The organism is Pseudochrobactrum asaccharolyticum, from assembly GCF_003314995.1.
GTDB classification, from domain to species: domain Bacteria; phylum Pseudomonadota; class Alphaproteobacteria; order Rhizobiales; family Rhizobiaceae; genus Pseudochrobactrum; species Pseudochrobactrum asaccharolyticum.
Map to the genome: position 1 here is coordinate 812,199 of NZ_QNRH01000002.1, position 15,835 is coordinate 828,033.

The window sequence follows — 15,835 nt, forward strand, 5'->3', positions numbered from 1 at the left end:
GGCCTGTTTATAAATTCGTATCAACTCAGATTAGCATAGTCAGCGCAAATCAGTCTTTCAGTATAGAGTAGTTCGGGCGGCAGAGGGAACCGTCTGAGCTTGCTTTTTTAGAAAACACAGCAGGTTAGGTCGAGCAGATTTTAATCCTTACTGCCGCTGATACTGTCCATGTCTTTGAGCTGCCGGATAACTGTGAGGCGACTTGTAAGCATAGTGAGAATGCTGACAATGATAATGGTGGCAGCGATGCCGATATAGCCTTCACGCGTAATCGCGAAACTGCCAAACATTGCTGCTGCCTGATCACCTTCCGGTGTTGCCAGATTGTGCGATGTCCACCATGAAATCATCAGGAACACCAGCAAGGCCGCAGCCCCGCCAAAACATGCACCTTTGAGCGCCGTACGAAAGAAGTGCCATTCAAATTCACGGGCAACAAAACGGGCTTCAGCACCGATAAAATGCAGTACTTCAATAATATGGCTGTTACCGGCCATCGCACCGCGTGTGGCGAAAATAACCGTCAGTACGGTTGCGGACAGCATCAGGAACAAAACGCCCATGCCAATCAGCACTGTTGTATGAGCCATAGAGACCAGACGATCGACCCATGTACGGTGATCATCAAAGCTCGCGCCCGGAATGTTTTTTTGCAACTCAGAGCGCAGTGTTTCAAAATCCGGCGGGTTTTGCTCGTCAATGGTGACGACGACAAGGCGCGGCACCGGCAATTCGTCAATATCCAGACCGGTGCCAAGCCACGGTTCAAGCAGACGGGCTGTGGCGGCACGGTCAACAATGCTTGTACCGGTCACACCGGCAAAACCGGATGCGATCCGGCCTGCCTGTGCAAGAGCCGCCTCCATGTCCTGCCCCTCTACAGGGCGGATCTGGATTGTTGCCTCACGTGAAATCTGGCTTTGCCATTGGGCAGCGGAGGTGCGCACCAGACTGACCCCGCCAATCGTGAGACAGGCGAGAAAGGTCATGATGGCGATCACCGTGATCAGCGTCGTACCGGAAACACTGACCGGAGGCACAATCGGCGTCGGCCCGCGCTTTTCACGTTTGCGCTTGCCGAGCAGCTCCAGAAAAATTCCGTAATAATGATCAATCGTTGCGCGCAGGTCAGCCATAAATATCCAGCCTTCCCTGATCCAGAATCATGCGGCGTGCATCAACCTGATCCATCAGAGTCAGATCGTGAGTGGCGATGATAACGGCGGTACCGGAGCGGTTAAGCTCAGCAAACAGGCGCAGCAAACGGCGCGCCAGCGGCGGGTCAACGTTACCGGTCGGCTCATCTGCCAGCAGAATTTCCGGCTGATCAATCAGCGCGCGTGCAATTGCTGCACGCTGCTTTTCACCGCCGGACAATACCGGCGGCAGAACATGCATACGATCACCCAGCCCGACCCACTGCATCAGTTCCTGCACTTCGTGGCGATAGGTTGCTTCTTCCTTGCCGCGCACGCGTAGAGGCAGTGCTACATTTTCATAGGTGGTCATGTGGTCGAGCAGGCGAAAATCCTGAAAGACGATGCCGATACGGCGGCGCAGCAGCGGAATTTCGCTGCGGTCCATTGTGGAGATATCTTTGCCAAAAATGCTGATCAGGCCGCGTGTCGGTTTCAGTGCCATAAACAGCAGGCGCATCAGCGATGTTTTACCTGCACCGGACGGGCCGGTGAGAAACTGAAAGGAGCGCGGCGGAATATGAAAGGAAACATCCCGCAGGATTTCCGATCCCATACCGTAGCGTAACCCTACATTTTCAAAACGAATCACTGTCCAGTTTCCCGATTGTTTTTGCTCAGCGTCTTATGATTGCCGACCATTGACTGATGTGGTTAATCTCGCGTTAATCTGCATGCAAGTTTGGCATTTTGAGGTTGAAAAAAGAATAGAAATTTTGTGATGCCATCTCTGCAGGCCGGTTGTGTATAACCATCAAAAACGCAGATTTGATACGCAACAAAGGCAAATAATGTAAAACTGCCCTTTCAGCCAAGGGCGTAGTGCTGTAACAGCTACTTTTTTCTTGCCGGAACTATTTCGGTATAATCGGATAAAGACCGGAGACGTGTTTATGCCTAATGTAGGTGGCAGAAATATTGAAGTCCTTTTCAGTGCGGAGCAGATTGCTGAGCGCAATCGTGAACTGGCACAAAAAATTGCTGAGCGTAAGCTGGAGCGACCGCTGGCGGTTTCAATTCTCAAAGGCTCATTTATTTTTGCAGCGGATTTGATCCGCGCTATGCACGATGCCGGTGTTGAGCCGGATGTGGAATTCATCACCGTATCCAGCTATGGCGCAGGCACGAAGGGCGGCGATATTCGCCTCGTTCGCGATATCGACAGTGAAGTTGAAGGCCGTGATGTTCTGCTGATTGATGATATTCTTGAATCCGGCAAGACGCTGAACTTTGTCCGCGAACTGATGATGTCGCGTGGTGCGCGCAGCGTCAGTATTGCCGTACTTCTGGACAAGCCGGGACACCGTAAGCTTGATCTCTATGCGGATTTCACCGCTTTCGAATGCCCTGATTATTTCGTTGTCGGTTACGGCATGGATGTCGCGCATTCTTTCCGTCAGCTGCCTTATGTCGGTCGCGTCATGGATGAGCCGAAATAATCCGCATCGGATATATGTTTTTAAAAAAAGCCGCTCATGCAGATGAGCGGCTTTTTTATTATTCATCATTGATCGCGCTGCAGCAAACGTTCCAGATACTCTTTTTCCTGCTGCGGGCTTAAAGCATCGCCAAGCTTTTTGCGGATTGCGTCGAGAATGCGCCGCGCTTTCTGAATATCAATCTGGTTCGGCAGCTGCGTGCCTTTACCATCGGAACTACCCTGACCGGTTTCGCGCCCAAGCGGGTCGCGGGCTTCACCATTTTGCTGTCCCTGACCATCGCCTTGCCCCTGTGCCTCTTGCAATTGCTGCATCATGGAACGGGCACCGCGGCGTAGGGCATCCAGTGCTTCGGCCTGCTGATCTGTAGCCTTTCCGCTTTCAGCATTACCAAGAGAGCGACCGGCACGATCCATGGAGTTTTGTGCCTGATCCATTTCCTTGGAGGATTCCAGACCTTGCTTTTTCAGCTCGTCAGTCAGCTTGTTCAGCTCACTTTGCAAATCGCGCTGCTGTTGTTGCAAGTCTTTGAGCGCCTGTTCGGTCTCTTGTTGTGAGCTGCCGTTTTTCTGGCTCTGTTCGCCTTCACCGTCATAATTATAATCGTCGGTTTCCGTCAGTTGCTGGTCGAGCTTGAAAGTCTCGTTCATCAGCTCCTGCTGACGGCGCATCAGGTCGCCCAGCTTATTAAGCTGCTCTTGCGCACCATTGCCCTGTCCCTGACCTTGGCCTTGGCCTTGTCCCTGACCTTGTTGGGCGCTTTGCCCCGGTTGCAGATTGTTCAGCATTTCCTGCAACTGCTGTAGCATTCGCTGTGCTTCTGCATGATTGCCGGAACGTGCCAGATCTTCAATCTGCTGCATCATCCGGTCAATGTCACGCTGGCTGAGCACACGGACATTCGGATTATTTTGCGCATTCTGGTTTGGATTGTTTTGCTGACGGCGTGCCATTTCGTTTAAGTACCGGTTCATGGCTTCGCGCAGTTCTTGCGTCAGACGGGCGATTTCCTCAGGACCGGCATTGTTCTGCAAAGCCTGACTGAGTGCTTCCTGTGCCGCACGCAGCGCTTTTTCCGCATCGGAAAGCTGACCGTCTTCGATCCCACGCGCCACATTCCACATATAATCAATAATCTCATGCAAATCCGCATCATTGCGTGCCAGTTTCAGGCGCTCCCGCACTGAGCGCAGACCCAGATAGTGGCTGATATTGGCAATGGTGGTTTGCGGATGCATGGTCAGCGCATCCAGCATCTGGATAACAGAGGTTTTCTGATTGCTGTCCAGTGCCAGTGTCTGACGCTGCTCGGCAACGGCACGCGCAAGCGGATTAACAAACGGGCGCTGTGGCAGCACAAAGCGGATTTCTTTACTTGTGCCTGTCTGTCCGGCGTCATCTGTCGCCTGAATTTGCAGGGAGACATATTTGCCCGCCCACGGATGCATGGTCAGATCCTGAAGCGCGGTGATTTCATCCGTATTGTTTCTACCGCGTTTCGGCAATGTCAGCCGTAATTCCGGCGCACCGGTCAGTGACTGACCGGCTGCTTCCGGCTGCTCCAGCAGCCTGATGTCAGACTGTAACTTGGTGACACCGTAATCATCACTCACTTTATAGTGGAGCTCCAGCGTACCATTGAGCGCATAGGTCGGATGACGGGTAAATTCGACGACAGGGGCTGTGTCCGGCGTGATATTAAACTGCCATGCCTGTTGACGCGATCCTGCCTGCAACTGTGCGGTAACGGATTTGCTCAGCGGTAATTCAAAATTCGCACTATTGGCTGTCGCACCAGATTCGGGTTTGGCCTCAACCGGATAGGATTTGCCGTCCTGACCGGTCAGGGTCAGCTGATTGCGGGAACTGCCGCTGATTTGCACACTGAGAATGCTGCCTTGCGGTACATCGAGAGGTTTGCTCTCTGTTGTGACGGCACTTAAAAAGACGGGCGCTTTGCCGGTATAAGCGGGCGGAGTGATCCATGCATCAATGCGGCCTTCCGGCCCTGCAAAGCCTGCCGGTGGCGTCCATAAATCGCTGACTTTTCCTGAAAGCGGACTGACAGAATAAGCCGCAGTTGCAGCAAACAGCAAAATGACCACGGCGCGAAGAGCATAGGGGTCGCGTTGCGGAATAGCCGGATGGGGCAGAAAACCGTGCAAACGCCCGGTGAGAGCCGCCATGCGCTTGCGATGTTCCAGCCAGAGCGCCTGTGCCAGCGGATCGTCGCTTTGTCCGGCAAGCTGGTCATCATTGATTTGCAGCGGGCTGTGCTGCAGACCGTTTTCACGTTCAATCCGGCTGTTGATCGTCTGATCATCCGGCAAACGAAAGCGGTGAAAACGAAACAGGCTGTAGAGAAACGCGAGAGCAAAAACTGTGAGAACCGTGAGATGTAGCCAGCGCGGCATCATCTGGAACAGGCCAAGCCATGCCAGGCTTGCCGACAGCGCAAGTAACAGCAAAACAGGTAGCAGAAGCGGCCACAGGCGCTCAAAGCATAAGACCAGCGCCGCTTTGACCCGCAGGCGATAGAGCTTGCTGTCAGCTTTAAGAACAGGTCTTGTATCGGACTCTGGCATTAAAAATCCGGTTCCCACTTTTCTGGCAATGCGTTTAAATCAGCTTATCCAGAATAAATGGTTTTTCTTCGACAGCTTTTTGATCTTGTTTGCGCCAGTCGTCATGCACAGTAGCATTAGCAGGCGCTTCCAGCGCGCCGCGACGTCCGCAGCCGGTTACAATGCTGCCAACGGCAACAAGCATAATCACAGAGGTCATGAATACGCGGCTATTCATCAAATATATCCTGAAATTGGTGTTTGGCCGGAAAGCCGTATGTATGAGCGCACAGTTTTAACTGAATTGCAGACTAACGCAAACTGTTCAGATGCGAACACAAATCTTTGAAGAAATGGAAAACGGAACCGTATTACGGTTCCGTTTATTCTCAGCCGGACAGATCAGGCCTTAATCAGGCGTTTTTTCCAGTATTTGATCTGACGACGCACTTCCTGCGGTGCAGTGCCACCGAAAGACTGGCGGCTTTTCACAGATTTATCCACAGTGAGGAAACCGAAGACGGCTTCAGTAATCTGCGGATGGATCGACTGCATGTCTTCCAGTGTCAGTTTGGACAGGTCAACCTTCTTCGATTCTGCCAGTGCAACGGCACGGCCGGTCACGTGATGCGCTTCACGGAATGGCAGGCCAAGCTCACGCACCAGCCAGTCGGCGAGGTCAGTCGCAGTGGAATAACCGGAACCGGCAGCCTTTTTCATCGAGGCTTCAATCACGGTGAGGTCGGAAACCATACCGCTCATGGCTGCAAGTGCCAGCTCAATGGATTCGGCTGCATCAAAAACAGCTTCTTTGTCTTCCTGCATATCTTTGGAATAGGCCAGAGGCAGGCCTTTCATCACCATCAGCAGGCCGACCAGTGAGCCGGTGATACGGCCGGTTTTGGCGCGTACCAGTTCAGCTGCGTCCGGATTCTTCTTCTGCGGCATAATGGAAGAGCCGGTGGAGAAAGCATCAGATAAACGGATGAAATTGAACTGCGAGGTTGACCAGATCACGATTTCTTCTGCTAAGCGCGACAGATGCGTTGCGCAGATCGAAGCGATCGACAGGAATTCCAGCGCATAGTCGCGGTCGGAAACGCTGTCGATAGAATTACGGGTCGGTTCGCGGAAGCCAAGCGCTTCGGCAGTCATGTGGCGGTCGATCGGGAAACCGGTACCGGCCAGTGCTGCCGCGCCGAGCGGGCTTTCATTCATACGTTCAATCGCATCGCGCACGCGGGACAGATCACGGCCGAACATTTCCACATAGGCCATGCAATGATGACCGAAGGTTACCGGCTGTGCGGTCTGCAAATGGGTGAAGCCCGGCATAACTGTTGCCGCGTGCTCTTCTGCGCGGATCAGAAAGGCTTCGATCAGGATTTTCAGCGAGGCAGCGGTTTTTTCCAGCTCATTCTTGACCCAGAGACGGAAATCGAGAGCGACCTGATCATTACGCGAGCGTGCGGTATGCAAACGACCGGCCGGAGCGCCAATCAGATCAGCCAGACGGGCTTCCACATTCATATGGATGTCTTCAAGCTTACGCGAGAAGGTAAATTTGCCATTTTCGATCTCGGCTAATATGGTATTGAGACCATCGGAGATCTGTTTGTGATCATCTGCAGAGATGATGCCGGTCTTGGCAAGCATGGCAGCATGCGCCAGCGATCCGGCAATGTCCTGTGCATAGAGCTTGCGGTCATAACCGATCGAAGCATTAATCTCTTCCATAATGGCAGAGGGACCTGAGGCGAAGCGGCCACCCCACATTTGGTTGCTGGATTTTTCTGTCGTCATGCGCTTATGCCCTGAGCCGGAACTATGAGTAAAAAGAACGATACAATGGCCGAAGACAATAAAAAGACGAAACCGAAAAGCGCAATCAGTCCGAAGATGATTTTGTTTGCCGGTATCGCCGGACTTCTGGCCGGTGCCATAGCGGTATACGTGATGGAACCGCCTTCTGGCAATGTTGTTCCGACACAGAATACGGCGAGTAATGCCGCAGCAAGCACCGGAGATGATGCAAAATGTGCATTAAATCAGGAGCAGTTAGCTAAATTGTCGGCTGCTGCAACCGGTGACGTTGCCGCAATGCAGCCATCGGATAAACCTGCTTTGCTGACGCATTTACAATTTGATGCCCCTGACGGTGCTAAAACCACCATCGGTGATATGAAGGGCAAAACGCTGCTGGTTAACCTCTGGGCAAGCTGGTGTGCACCTTGCCGTGAGGAAATGCCTGCGCTGGATAAGTTGCAGACTGAGCAGGGCAGTGACGACTTTGAAGTGGTGGCACTGAATATCGATACCGGTGATATCTCCAAGCCTAAGAACTTTCTCAATGAAATCGGCGTTGAAAAGCTCGGCTTCTATCGCGATGCCAGTCTGACAGTTTTTAATGATCTGAAACGCAGAGGTTTGGCTTTTGGTCTGCCTGTAACTTTGCTGATTGATGAAACCGGTTGTCAGATTGCGGCAATGAACGGCCCTGCACATTGGGCAGGGCAGGATGCGGTTAATCTGGTGAATGTTGCAAAGAATTTGCGCCGCTAAGGACGAATCTACTTTTCCGGAAAAGTGATTTTACACAGGGGCACTATTCTGCTCAGATCACTTTTTCGGGGGAGTTTTCCAATGGAGCTGGATGTCTGGTTTGCCTTTACGGCTGCATCAATTGTTTTGCTGGTGATACCGGGGCCGACAATTTTATTGGTGGTTTCCTATGCCTTAGGGCAGGGCTGGCGCACAGCTGTGCCGATGGCTGCCGGTGTGGCACTGGGTGATTTTACCGCCATGACGCTGTCCATGCTTGGCATTGGAGCACTGCTGGCCACATCTGCTATCGTGTTTACAATCGTGAAATGGTTGGGTGCGGCCTATCTGATCTGGCTTGGTATCAAATTATTCCGCTCCGGTGCCACTATGCAGGCGGAAGCGCGAACAGCAGATGTGTCACCATTGAAAATGCTGACACATGCGTGGCTGGTGACTTCGCTTAATCCGAAAAGCATTACATTTTTCGTGGCGTTTCTGCCGCAATTTCTCAACCGGCACGGCGATTTCTGGACGCAGATGCTGATTTTTGAAGCAACTTTTTTGGTGCTGTCTTTCAGCAATGCATTTCTCTACGCTTTTGCAGCGCATCGTGCACGATCACTGTTTAAGAGCTCGCGGATTTTGCGTGCCTTCAACCGTACCGGCGGCACATTGCTGATCGGTGCCGGTGTGGCAACAGCAACGATGCGTGCCAGTTAATCCGCTTATGCAGTGAAGCCGTCGCGTTTCAGACGCACAATTGCGAGATCAAGTGCTGAGAGAAATGCGGAACGGTCGCGGGCTGAAAATGGTTTTGCGCCCCCAAACTGACCGGCAGACACCGGATTGGCGGAACGCAGCTCATCCATCAGATTGCGGGTTGCAAGAATATTGCCGATATTGGCGGCGCTGAATAGGCGGCCATCCGGTGCGATAACCACCGCACCGGCGGTGACTCCACGATGCGCCAAAGGAATATCCGCTGTGATAACAATGCAACCGGCACGTGACCGCTCGGCAATCCAGTCATCGGCAACATCCAGACCGGCAGGGACGATCACACGTTCAATCAGCGGTTCATCACGGGGAATGGCGATATAGCTGTTGGCAACGACAAATGTTCTGATGCTGTGGCGCTCAGCAACTTTGTAGATCTCGTTTTTAACCGGACAGGCATCGGCATCGACATAAATGCAGATGGTTTTGTTTTCATCGGAGTGTGTCATTCATGCTTCATGGCAAAGCCAAAAGTGATTGGCAAGCGTTTAACGCTTGGCGCGGCGCGGCAGTAGAGATAAGCCGAGTAGATTGTTTCGAAACAGATACAGATCATGCCAGTCAAATATTTCCCCGCTCTATTCGTCTTTCTCTGGGCAACCGGTTTTATCGGTGCCGGTTTTGCCATGCCCTATGCCGAGCCTTTCTGGTTCATGACGGCACGGTTTTTCATTGCTGCGATTATTCTGGCGGTCTGGGCACTGGCAACCGGCGCCCGCTGGCCGGACAGGCGCGGGCTTGTGAATGCGGCAATTGTCGGCTGTCTCATTCACGGGATTTATCTCTCCGGCGTGTTCTGGGCGGTGCGTCACGGTTTGCCTGCGGGGATGACAGCGCTGGTGTCCGGCTTGCAGCCGCTGATTACCACTTTGATTGCCGCACTCTTCTTGCGTGAGACAGTCTTGCCGAGCCAATGGCTGGGGTTGTTGATCGGTTTTTGCGGTGTGGCGCTGGTGGTTGCGCCGAAATTTTCGCTCAGTTCCGGCGGTATTAATCCGGCGACTTTGAGTGCGGCGCTGGCTGCGGTTATGGCGATCAGTATAGGTACGGTATGGCAAAAACGCTTTGCGGTGAAAATTGATCTGAAAACCGGTACGACCGTGCAATATATCGCAGCGGGTATTCTGACCGGCCTGTTGTCACTCGGCTTTGAAACACAGACCGTGATCTGGTCCGGTGAGCTACTGTTTGCGATGGTCTGGCTGGTGCTGGTTTTGTCGATCGGTGCAATTTTGCTGCTGCTGATTCTGATCGGGCAGGGCGAAGTCTCAAAAGTCGCGTCGTTCTTTTATCTGGTGCCGGGAACAGCGGCGATTATGGCCTATCTGCTGTTCGGTGAAACGCTGACGCTGGTGCAGATCATCGGCATGGTGCTGACCACTTTCGGTGTGGCTCTGGCGACATTACAGCGTACAGGGCAAAAGAAAAAACCGGCAGTTTAAAACTGCCGGTTTCAGACTTTTCAGGTGTCATTAGCGGCGTGGCAGCAGCTTTTTCACTTCATCGGCCGTATCTGCCAGTGCTTCTTCCGGTGTTGTTTTCTGTTCGACAACGCGGGACAGGTTATCAACGATGGTCTGGGTGACTTTCACGCCGTTCGAACCCGGGAAAGCATACCAAGGGATCATGATGTTCATTTGGCTCAGGCCGGCTTTAAACAGCGGGTTTTCGTCATAGAATTTTCCGAGATATTCATCGGACTTGGCGGCCAGCTCATTATTCGGCACATAGCCGGTACCCGGTACAACGACCGATGCGCCGTAAGGACCGGCAGCAAATTTGGCAAATTTCCATGCGGCTTCAATTTTCGCGTCGTCCGATGTCAGGATAACAACCGCATTACCGCCGGTTGGCAGGCGGCCTTTTTCCGGATTGAGCAGTGGAATCTTGGCTGTGCGCATGTCGAATTTGTCGCCGACATTTTTGATTGTATTGCGCAGGCCACCGGTTGTCTGGAAAGCAAAGCCGACATTACCGGCCGCAAAGGCCTGTTCACCGGCTTCTTTGGTGAAGACCGGCAGACCGCCTTCTTTCACCATGCGATCCAGAGTTTTAAATGCGGCTTCACCCTCAGCGCCGTTAAAGGCGACCTGTTTTTCGTCATCCGAAAGCATCTGACCACCGGCACCGAATAACAGCGCAGAGAACATCCAGTCATCGCCCTGCCAGCGGAAATCGATGCCCTGAACGCCGTTGCCCAGCGCTTTGATTTTACCGCCGATGCGGATGACATCATCCCATGACGTTGGCGGAGTATCCGGATTTTCGCCGACTTTTTTAAACAGGTCCGCATTATAATACATGATCGGATTGGAGGTGGCGAAAGCCAGACCAACCTGACGGTCGCCGACCTTGGCAAGGTTCAGAATAGTTTGCGTGAAACCCTGCTTGTCAAAATCGGCTTCTTTCTCAATCAGAGGCTTCAGATCAAGGCCGATATTGCGTTCACTCAAAATGCGCAGACGGTTCAGACCGGTAAAGGTGACATCCGGCAGTTCAGCGGTGCCGTTCTGGCGCATAATCAGCTGAATGCCGTCTTCATAGGTCGCGGACGGATTGACGAAGTGGATTTTGATGTCCGGATTTTCTTCCATGAATTTCTTGGAAATATTGGCCATCACATCCTGAAAGAAACCCGGCATCGGATAATGCACATTGAGCGTGGTTTCTGCGAGAGCTGTGCTGCACAGGCCGGTCAGAAGGGCGGCGGCAGTCAGAGTGCGGGAGAAAAATGTCATTACGGGCTCCGTAAATGCGGGGAGGAAGAGCGTTGCAGGGGAGAGGGATCAGCCTTTGAGGCCGGTCATGGTGATGCCTTCAATGAAGCGGCGCTGCGCGGCAAGAAAGGCAAGAACAAGGGGCAGCGTGATAATCAGCGTGGCGGCCATCAGCGCGCCATAGTCATCACCGGCTTCAGCCGCACGGAAATAGAGCAGACCCAGCGGCGGCGTGGCTTTTTCCATACCGGTCACTACGATCAGGGGCCAGAACAGATCGTTCCAGTGGGCAACCACTGAGAAAATCGCGAAGGCAGTAATTGCAGGCCATGCATTCGGCACAATAACGCGGGCAACAATGCCGGTTTCCGACATGCCGTCGAGGCGGGCGGCATTGATCAGATCATCGGGCATTGAGCGGAAGAATTGCAGGAACAGGAAGATGCCGAACACCGAGATGAAGAAGGGGGCGCTGATGGCGAAATAGCTGTTCAGCAGGCCGGTGCGTTCAAAACCAAGATAAAAAGGCAGGGCTGTGGCATGGATTGGCACCAGCAGACCGAGCATTACTGCGCTCATCATCACCTGTGCTGCACGAAAGCGCAGCTTGGCCATGGCATAGGCGCAAGGGATAGCGATAATGACCTGAACCACCAGAATAATACCGCAGACCAGCACACCATTGAACAATAGCAGCCCCATTGGCACACGGGAAAAGGCTTTGGTGATATTCTCAATCAGAGCCCAGTTTTGAGGGATAAGACTGAGCGAGGACGAGAAAATATCCGATTGCGATTTGGCTGCGGTGGAGAGCATCCAGATATAGGGTGCGAGAAACAGCAGCGCACCGAGAGACAGAATACCGAGGCGGACAAAGCGTAAGGCTGACATGATTTTCGCCTTTTAATAATGCACGCGGCGGTCAAGCACGCGATATTGCAGCAACATCATCACGATCAGCACCATGAGGAAAATAACGGTCATGGCTGAGGCATAGCCGACACGCAGGAACACGAAGCCTTCCTGATAGATCGTATGCAGCAGCACTTCAGAAGCCTTGTTCGGCCCGCCCTGTGTGAGGGTTTTGACCGATTCAAAAACTTTGACGGAATTGATGACGCTGATGGTCAGGACAAAAAGTGTGGTGGGGCCGAGCAGCGGCCAGGTGACTAAACGGAAACGCTCCCATGCACTTTTGGCGCCATCCATCTCAGCGGCAGAATACAGCTCGCGGGGAATGGCGGTCAGACCAGCCAGAAACAGTACCATATTGAAACCGACCGATTGCCAGATGCCGATCATGGCAAGGCTTGGCAGCACGGTTGAGGAACTGCCGAGCCAGTTTGGCCCGTCAATCCCTAACAGGCCGAGCATGGCATTGACCGGCCCCATTGTCGGGTGCAGCAGATATTGCCAGACGGTGGCCATGGCAACCAGCAGCGATGCGACAGGCAGAAAATAGACTGTTCGGAAAAACGCTTTGCCGCGTGTTTCACTCTCAATCAGCAAGGCTGCGCCTAATCCGAGAAAAACGGAAACCGGTGTAACAATCAGCGTATAAACAGCAGTATTTTGCAGGGAAATACGGAAGGTGCGGTCTTTGAAAAGCTCAATATAATTTTCCAGACCGATAAATTCATAATCCGTATAGCCGAGTTCAAAATTGGTGAAGCTGAGATAGAGTACAGCCAGTGTCGGCAGCAGAATAAACAACACCACCAGCGAGACAGCAGGCGCCATTAGTTTCCATGCCAGCCGCTCTTCACGTTTGCGTGCCGCATTGGCTGCCTCACGCGCTGTCATAACAGGGGCGAAGGTTTGTGCAATGTCAGACATGGCTGTCTGCCTTGATGCGACCGGTCACTGTATGAGTAAGTTTACGCAGGCGCTGGCCTTCCGTATCAAACAGCAAGGCTTTATTCGGCTCAAAGGTCAGATGCACCGGCATATCCGGTTGCAGTTCTGCGACTGAAGCAGGTGTGCTGCGGGCGGTGAGTAGTTCCTGTGTGCCTGGAGCATGGAGATAGACCAGTGCTTCGGAGCCGAGAAATTCGATACGCGCCACAGTAGCCGAGATTGTTCTTTCTGTAGGCTTGTCATTAGAGCGGCGGATTTGCAAATCCTCAGGGCGGATAGCCACGCTGAGTGCAGAACCGGCGTGAATATCGACCTGATTTAAAATCGGCTTTCCGGCAAAATGGATAATACCCTGATCGCTGGCACGGGCATTGAGCACATTGATTTTCGGACTGCCGATGAAGCGGGCAACCTCGATATGGCGCGGATTATTATAAATCTCTGCCGGTGTATCGATTTGCAGCAGATGGCCGCCGATCATCACAGCAACACGGTCGGCCATGCTCAGTGCTTCGGACTGGTCATGGGTCACATAAAGACTTGGCACACCGGCGCGGCGATGCAGTTCGACAATCTCGGCACGGGTATGCACGCGCAAATTGGCATCGAGGTTGGAGAGCGGCTCATCCATCAGGAAGACTTGTGGCTGACGCACCATGGCGCGCGCCAGTGCCACACGCTGGCGCTGACCGCCGGACATTTGTGCAGGCTTGCGGTCGAGCAGATGGTCGATTTTCAGGCTCTGTGCCGTTGCCAGTACTTGTTGCTGAATGGCGGCACGTTTAGCTGCCTGCCCCGGTATCCGGTTGCCGATCAGTGGCAGGCGTTCCATCGTGCTCAGATCGCGCATGGCGAGAGGCACTGCAATATTCTCACGCGTGGTCAGATGCGGATAGAGTGCATAGGACTGAAATACCATTGCGATATTGCGGTCGGAGGGATGAGCAGCGGTGATGTTACGCTCACCCAGCCAGATATGCCCCTCATCTGCGTGTTCTAACCCTGCGGCGATACGCAGGATGGTGCTTTTTCCGCAACCGGAAGGCCCGACCAGTGCAATGAACTCACCGTCTTCGGCTTCAATCGTCACATCTTTAAGAATGTGCTGATCGCCAAAGGATTTGGAAATATTCTTCAGCGCGAAATGAGCCATTATGCCTGCTCCGTTGCATCGGCGCTGGTAATGGCGGCAGTATGGCTCGAAGGATAAACTTCATGCACCACATCATCGAGCAGATACGGGCGCAGCTGTGTCAGTTCGGTGATCTCACTGTGGACTGTATCACTCAGCGTATGGATCACTGCGCCGACAATACGCTCGCCCGGCAGGTCGCGTTCCATCGGGCCGACGATAAAGCCGGAGGAAGGCCCCCAGATCAGGGAAATACCCTGATGATGGCCGGCCCATGCGCGGTGCAGGTGACCACTGGCATAAAGGCGGACATTATACGCGTCGAACAGATCGAGAAGGCGTTTACGATCTTTCGGAGAGGCACCCCAATAGCCGCTGTCACCTTCATCAGGACTATCGACGAAAAGCGGCTTATGGGCAAAGATAGCTACAGGTTTGCCATAGGCACCGTTCAGCGCCTCTTCCAGCCATTGAAATTGTTCTTCTTCTTCCACATGGCCGCTGCCGATCAGCAGGCTGTTGAGGCCGATCAGGCGCCAGCCGGACTGGTCATGCAGCCAGCGGTCCGGGCCGACGAGATCGCGCCAGCGCTCCAGACGTTCATCATTAACCGGCTGAAGGGAGGAGGGCAGATGGCCGACATCATGATTACCGGGCACACAGAGCACCGGCATATTCAGCTCACCGAGCAAGTCAGCACAGAAGGTCAGATCATCGTCAAAATCTGCGCCATCAACAGCCAGATCACCGGTATGGATGACGAGATCCGGTTGAACATCTTCCAGCCATTCGACAAGCGGGCGCCAGTTTTTTGTGAAATGGGCTTTGGACGGGCTGAGATGAGTATCGGTAATCTGAACAATCCGCATGGATCTGCTCCTTCACAGAGTTTGAAGAGAAGATGCGGATGTGTATTTCTAACGGGGGACACAGACCGCCACTGCGCGTTCACTACACTGCGTTGGTGACAGACAGACATCAGACCGGTGACACAATTGTAACATTCACAATTGCTTATTTTCCACTTTCTTCAGGCTGACCAGAATATCGATTTTGGTAATTGTATAGCCCTCCGGCGCCTGTGGCGCTGGTGAAAGCATGAGCGGGGCACCGCCGATATCAATCATGCGATCTTCATCCTCGAAATAAAAATGCTGATGGTTACGGGCATTGGTATCAAAGAATGTGCGTTGACCGCTGACTGAGATTTTGCGGATCAGACCGGCCTCAGCAAACTGGTTGAGCGTATTATAGACAGTCGCCAGCGACATACTGAAACCATTATGCAGCACGAGCAGATGCAGATCATCGGCAGAAATATGCTGATGATGTCCGCTGAGCAGAAACTGACCGAGAATGAGGCGTTGTTTGGTCGGGCGCAGGCCGGCTTTCTGTAAAATCGGCCGGATACGGGACGTATCCTGCATTTGCATCAGGCGTTGTGACCGCAATTGCGCGCGTAAATTTTCAGGCACTTCCAGCATGGCACGCTCCGTTATTCTAGTTGCGAATGATTTGCACTTGCAAAATTATTACAGATTCTTTACGAAGGGTGCAATTGACAATCATTTGCAACTAGGATTTTCTATTTGCAAGAACGAAATCTGGT

Annotated in this window: 16 protein-coding genes; 4 read left to right on the top strand and 12 right to left on the bottom strand. The window is 53.0% G+C overall.

The window, feature by feature from the left end; all coding sequences use genetic code 11:
- Nucleotides 1–140: 140 nt before the first annotated feature.
- Both DFR47_RS08265 and ftsE read right to left on the bottom strand, forming a co-directional pair.
- Entirely contained in the window at nucleotides 141–1,136 is a 996-nt protein-coding gene (locus tag DFR47_RS08265) for a cell division protein FtsX (protein ID WP_113943868.1), read from the bottom strand.
- Nucleotides 1,129–1,788 carry a cell division ATP-binding protein FtsE gene (gene ftsE, locus DFR47_RS08270; protein WP_113943869.1) on the bottom strand — a complete coding sequence of 220 codons (660 nt, stop codon included), beginning with the start codon at nucleotides 1,786–1,788 and terminating at the stop codon, nucleotides 1,129–1,131. Before ftsE ends, DFR47_RS08265 begins: the two co-directional genes overlap by 8 nt.
- Before the next feature lie 301 nt (nucleotides 1,789–2,089).
- On the opposite strand from ftsE, the gene hpt reads away from it, so the two are divergent.
- Nucleotides 2,090–2,635, top strand: coding sequence for a hypoxanthine phosphoribosyltransferase (gene hpt, locus DFR47_RS08275; RefSeq protein ID WP_113943870.1), 546 nt, complete (start codon nucleotides 2,090–2,092; stop codon nucleotides 2,633–2,635).
- 65 nt (nucleotides 2,636–2,700) lie between these two features.
- Here hpt and DFR47_RS08280 read toward each other — a convergent pair whose 3' ends face one another.
- The 3 genes from DFR47_RS08280 to argH form a co-directional block, all read right to left on the bottom strand.
- Entirely contained in the window at nucleotides 2,701–5,220 is a 2,520-nt protein-coding gene (locus DFR47_RS08280) for a TIGR02302 family protein (RefSeq protein ID WP_113943871.1), read from the bottom strand.
- Nucleotides 5,221–5,254: 34 nt separating this feature from the next.
- A complete protein-coding gene (locus tag DFR47_RS08285; protein WP_113943872.1) occupies nucleotides 5,255–5,437 on the bottom strand; it encodes a lipoprotein in 183 nt (60 codons plus the stop codon).
- A 164-nt stretch (nucleotides 5,438–5,601) separates the two neighbouring features.
- Nucleotides 5,602–7,002 carry an argininosuccinate lyase gene (gene argH, locus DFR47_RS08290; protein ID WP_113943873.1) on the bottom strand — a complete coding sequence of 467 codons (1,401 nt, stop codon included), beginning with the start codon at nucleotides 7,000–7,002 and terminating at the stop codon, nucleotides 5,602–5,604.
- A 45-nt stretch (nucleotides 7,003–7,047) separates the two neighbouring features.
- Between argH and tlpA the strand changes: the two genes are divergently transcribed.
- Nucleotides 7,048–7,761, top strand: a complete 714-nt coding sequence (tlpA, locus tag DFR47_RS08295) for a thiol:disulfide interchange protein TlpA (protein WP_113943874.1) — start codon at nucleotides 7,048–7,050, stop codon at nucleotides 7,759–7,761.
- Nucleotides 7,762–7,842: 81 nt separating this feature from the next.
- Nucleotides 7,843–8,463, top strand: a complete 621-nt coding sequence (locus DFR47_RS08300) for a LysE family translocator (protein WP_113943875.1) — start codon at nucleotides 7,843–7,845, stop codon at nucleotides 8,461–8,463.
- 5 nt (nucleotides 8,464–8,468) lie between these two features.
- On the opposite strand, the gene DFR47_RS08305 is transcribed toward DFR47_RS08300, so the two are convergent.
- A complete protein-coding gene (locus DFR47_RS08305; protein WP_113943876.1) occupies nucleotides 8,469–8,969 on the bottom strand; it encodes a YaiI/YqxD family protein in 501 nt (166 codons plus the stop codon).
- Between the two features lie 105 nt (nucleotides 8,970–9,074).
- Between DFR47_RS08305 and DFR47_RS08310 the strand changes: the two genes are divergently transcribed.
- Entirely contained in the window at nucleotides 9,075–9,962 is an 888-nt protein-coding gene (locus DFR47_RS08310; protein WP_113943877.1) for a DMT family transporter, read from the top strand.
- A 30-nt stretch (nucleotides 9,963–9,992) separates the two neighbouring features.
- On the opposite strand, the gene DFR47_RS08315 is transcribed toward DFR47_RS08310, so the two are convergent.
- The 6 genes from DFR47_RS08315 to irrA form a co-directional block, all read right to left on the bottom strand.
- A complete protein-coding gene (locus tag DFR47_RS08315; RefSeq protein WP_113943878.1) occupies nucleotides 9,993–11,258 on the bottom strand; it encodes an ABC transporter substrate-binding protein in 1,266 nt (421 codons plus the stop codon).
- Between the two features lie 48 nt (nucleotides 11,259–11,306).
- Complete coding sequence (locus DFR47_RS08320; protein WP_113943879.1) at nucleotides 11,307–12,128, bottom strand: carbohydrate ABC transporter permease; 822 nt, start codon at nucleotides 12,126–12,128, stop codon at nucleotides 11,307–11,309.
- Between the two features lie 12 nt (nucleotides 12,129–12,140).
- Nucleotides 12,141–13,073 carry a carbohydrate ABC transporter permease gene (locus tag DFR47_RS08325; RefSeq protein WP_210207273.1) on the bottom strand — a complete coding sequence of 311 codons (933 nt, stop codon included), beginning with the start codon at nucleotides 13,071–13,073 and terminating at the stop codon, nucleotides 12,141–12,143.
- Entirely contained in the window at nucleotides 13,066–14,247 is a 1,182-nt protein-coding gene (locus DFR47_RS08330) for an ABC transporter ATP-binding protein (protein ID WP_113943880.1), read from the bottom strand. The genes DFR47_RS08325 and DFR47_RS08330 overlap by 8 nt, the downstream gene beginning before the upstream one ends.
- Nucleotides 14,247–15,095: a metallophosphoesterase family protein gene (locus tag DFR47_RS08335; protein WP_113943881.1), complete on the bottom strand. Its 849-nt coding sequence runs from the start codon at nucleotides 15,093–15,095 to the stop codon at nucleotides 14,247–14,249. Before DFR47_RS08335 ends, DFR47_RS08330 begins: the two co-directional genes overlap by 1 nt.
- A 135-nt stretch (nucleotides 15,096–15,230) precedes the next feature.
- Nucleotides 15,231–15,710 (bottom strand): iron response transcriptional regulator IrrA, encoded by a 480-nt coding sequence (irrA, locus tag DFR47_RS08340; RefSeq protein ID WP_245416485.1) that lies wholly within the window; start codon nucleotides 15,708–15,710, stop codon nucleotides 15,231–15,233.
- Nucleotides 15,711–15,835: the final 125 nt, after the last annotated feature.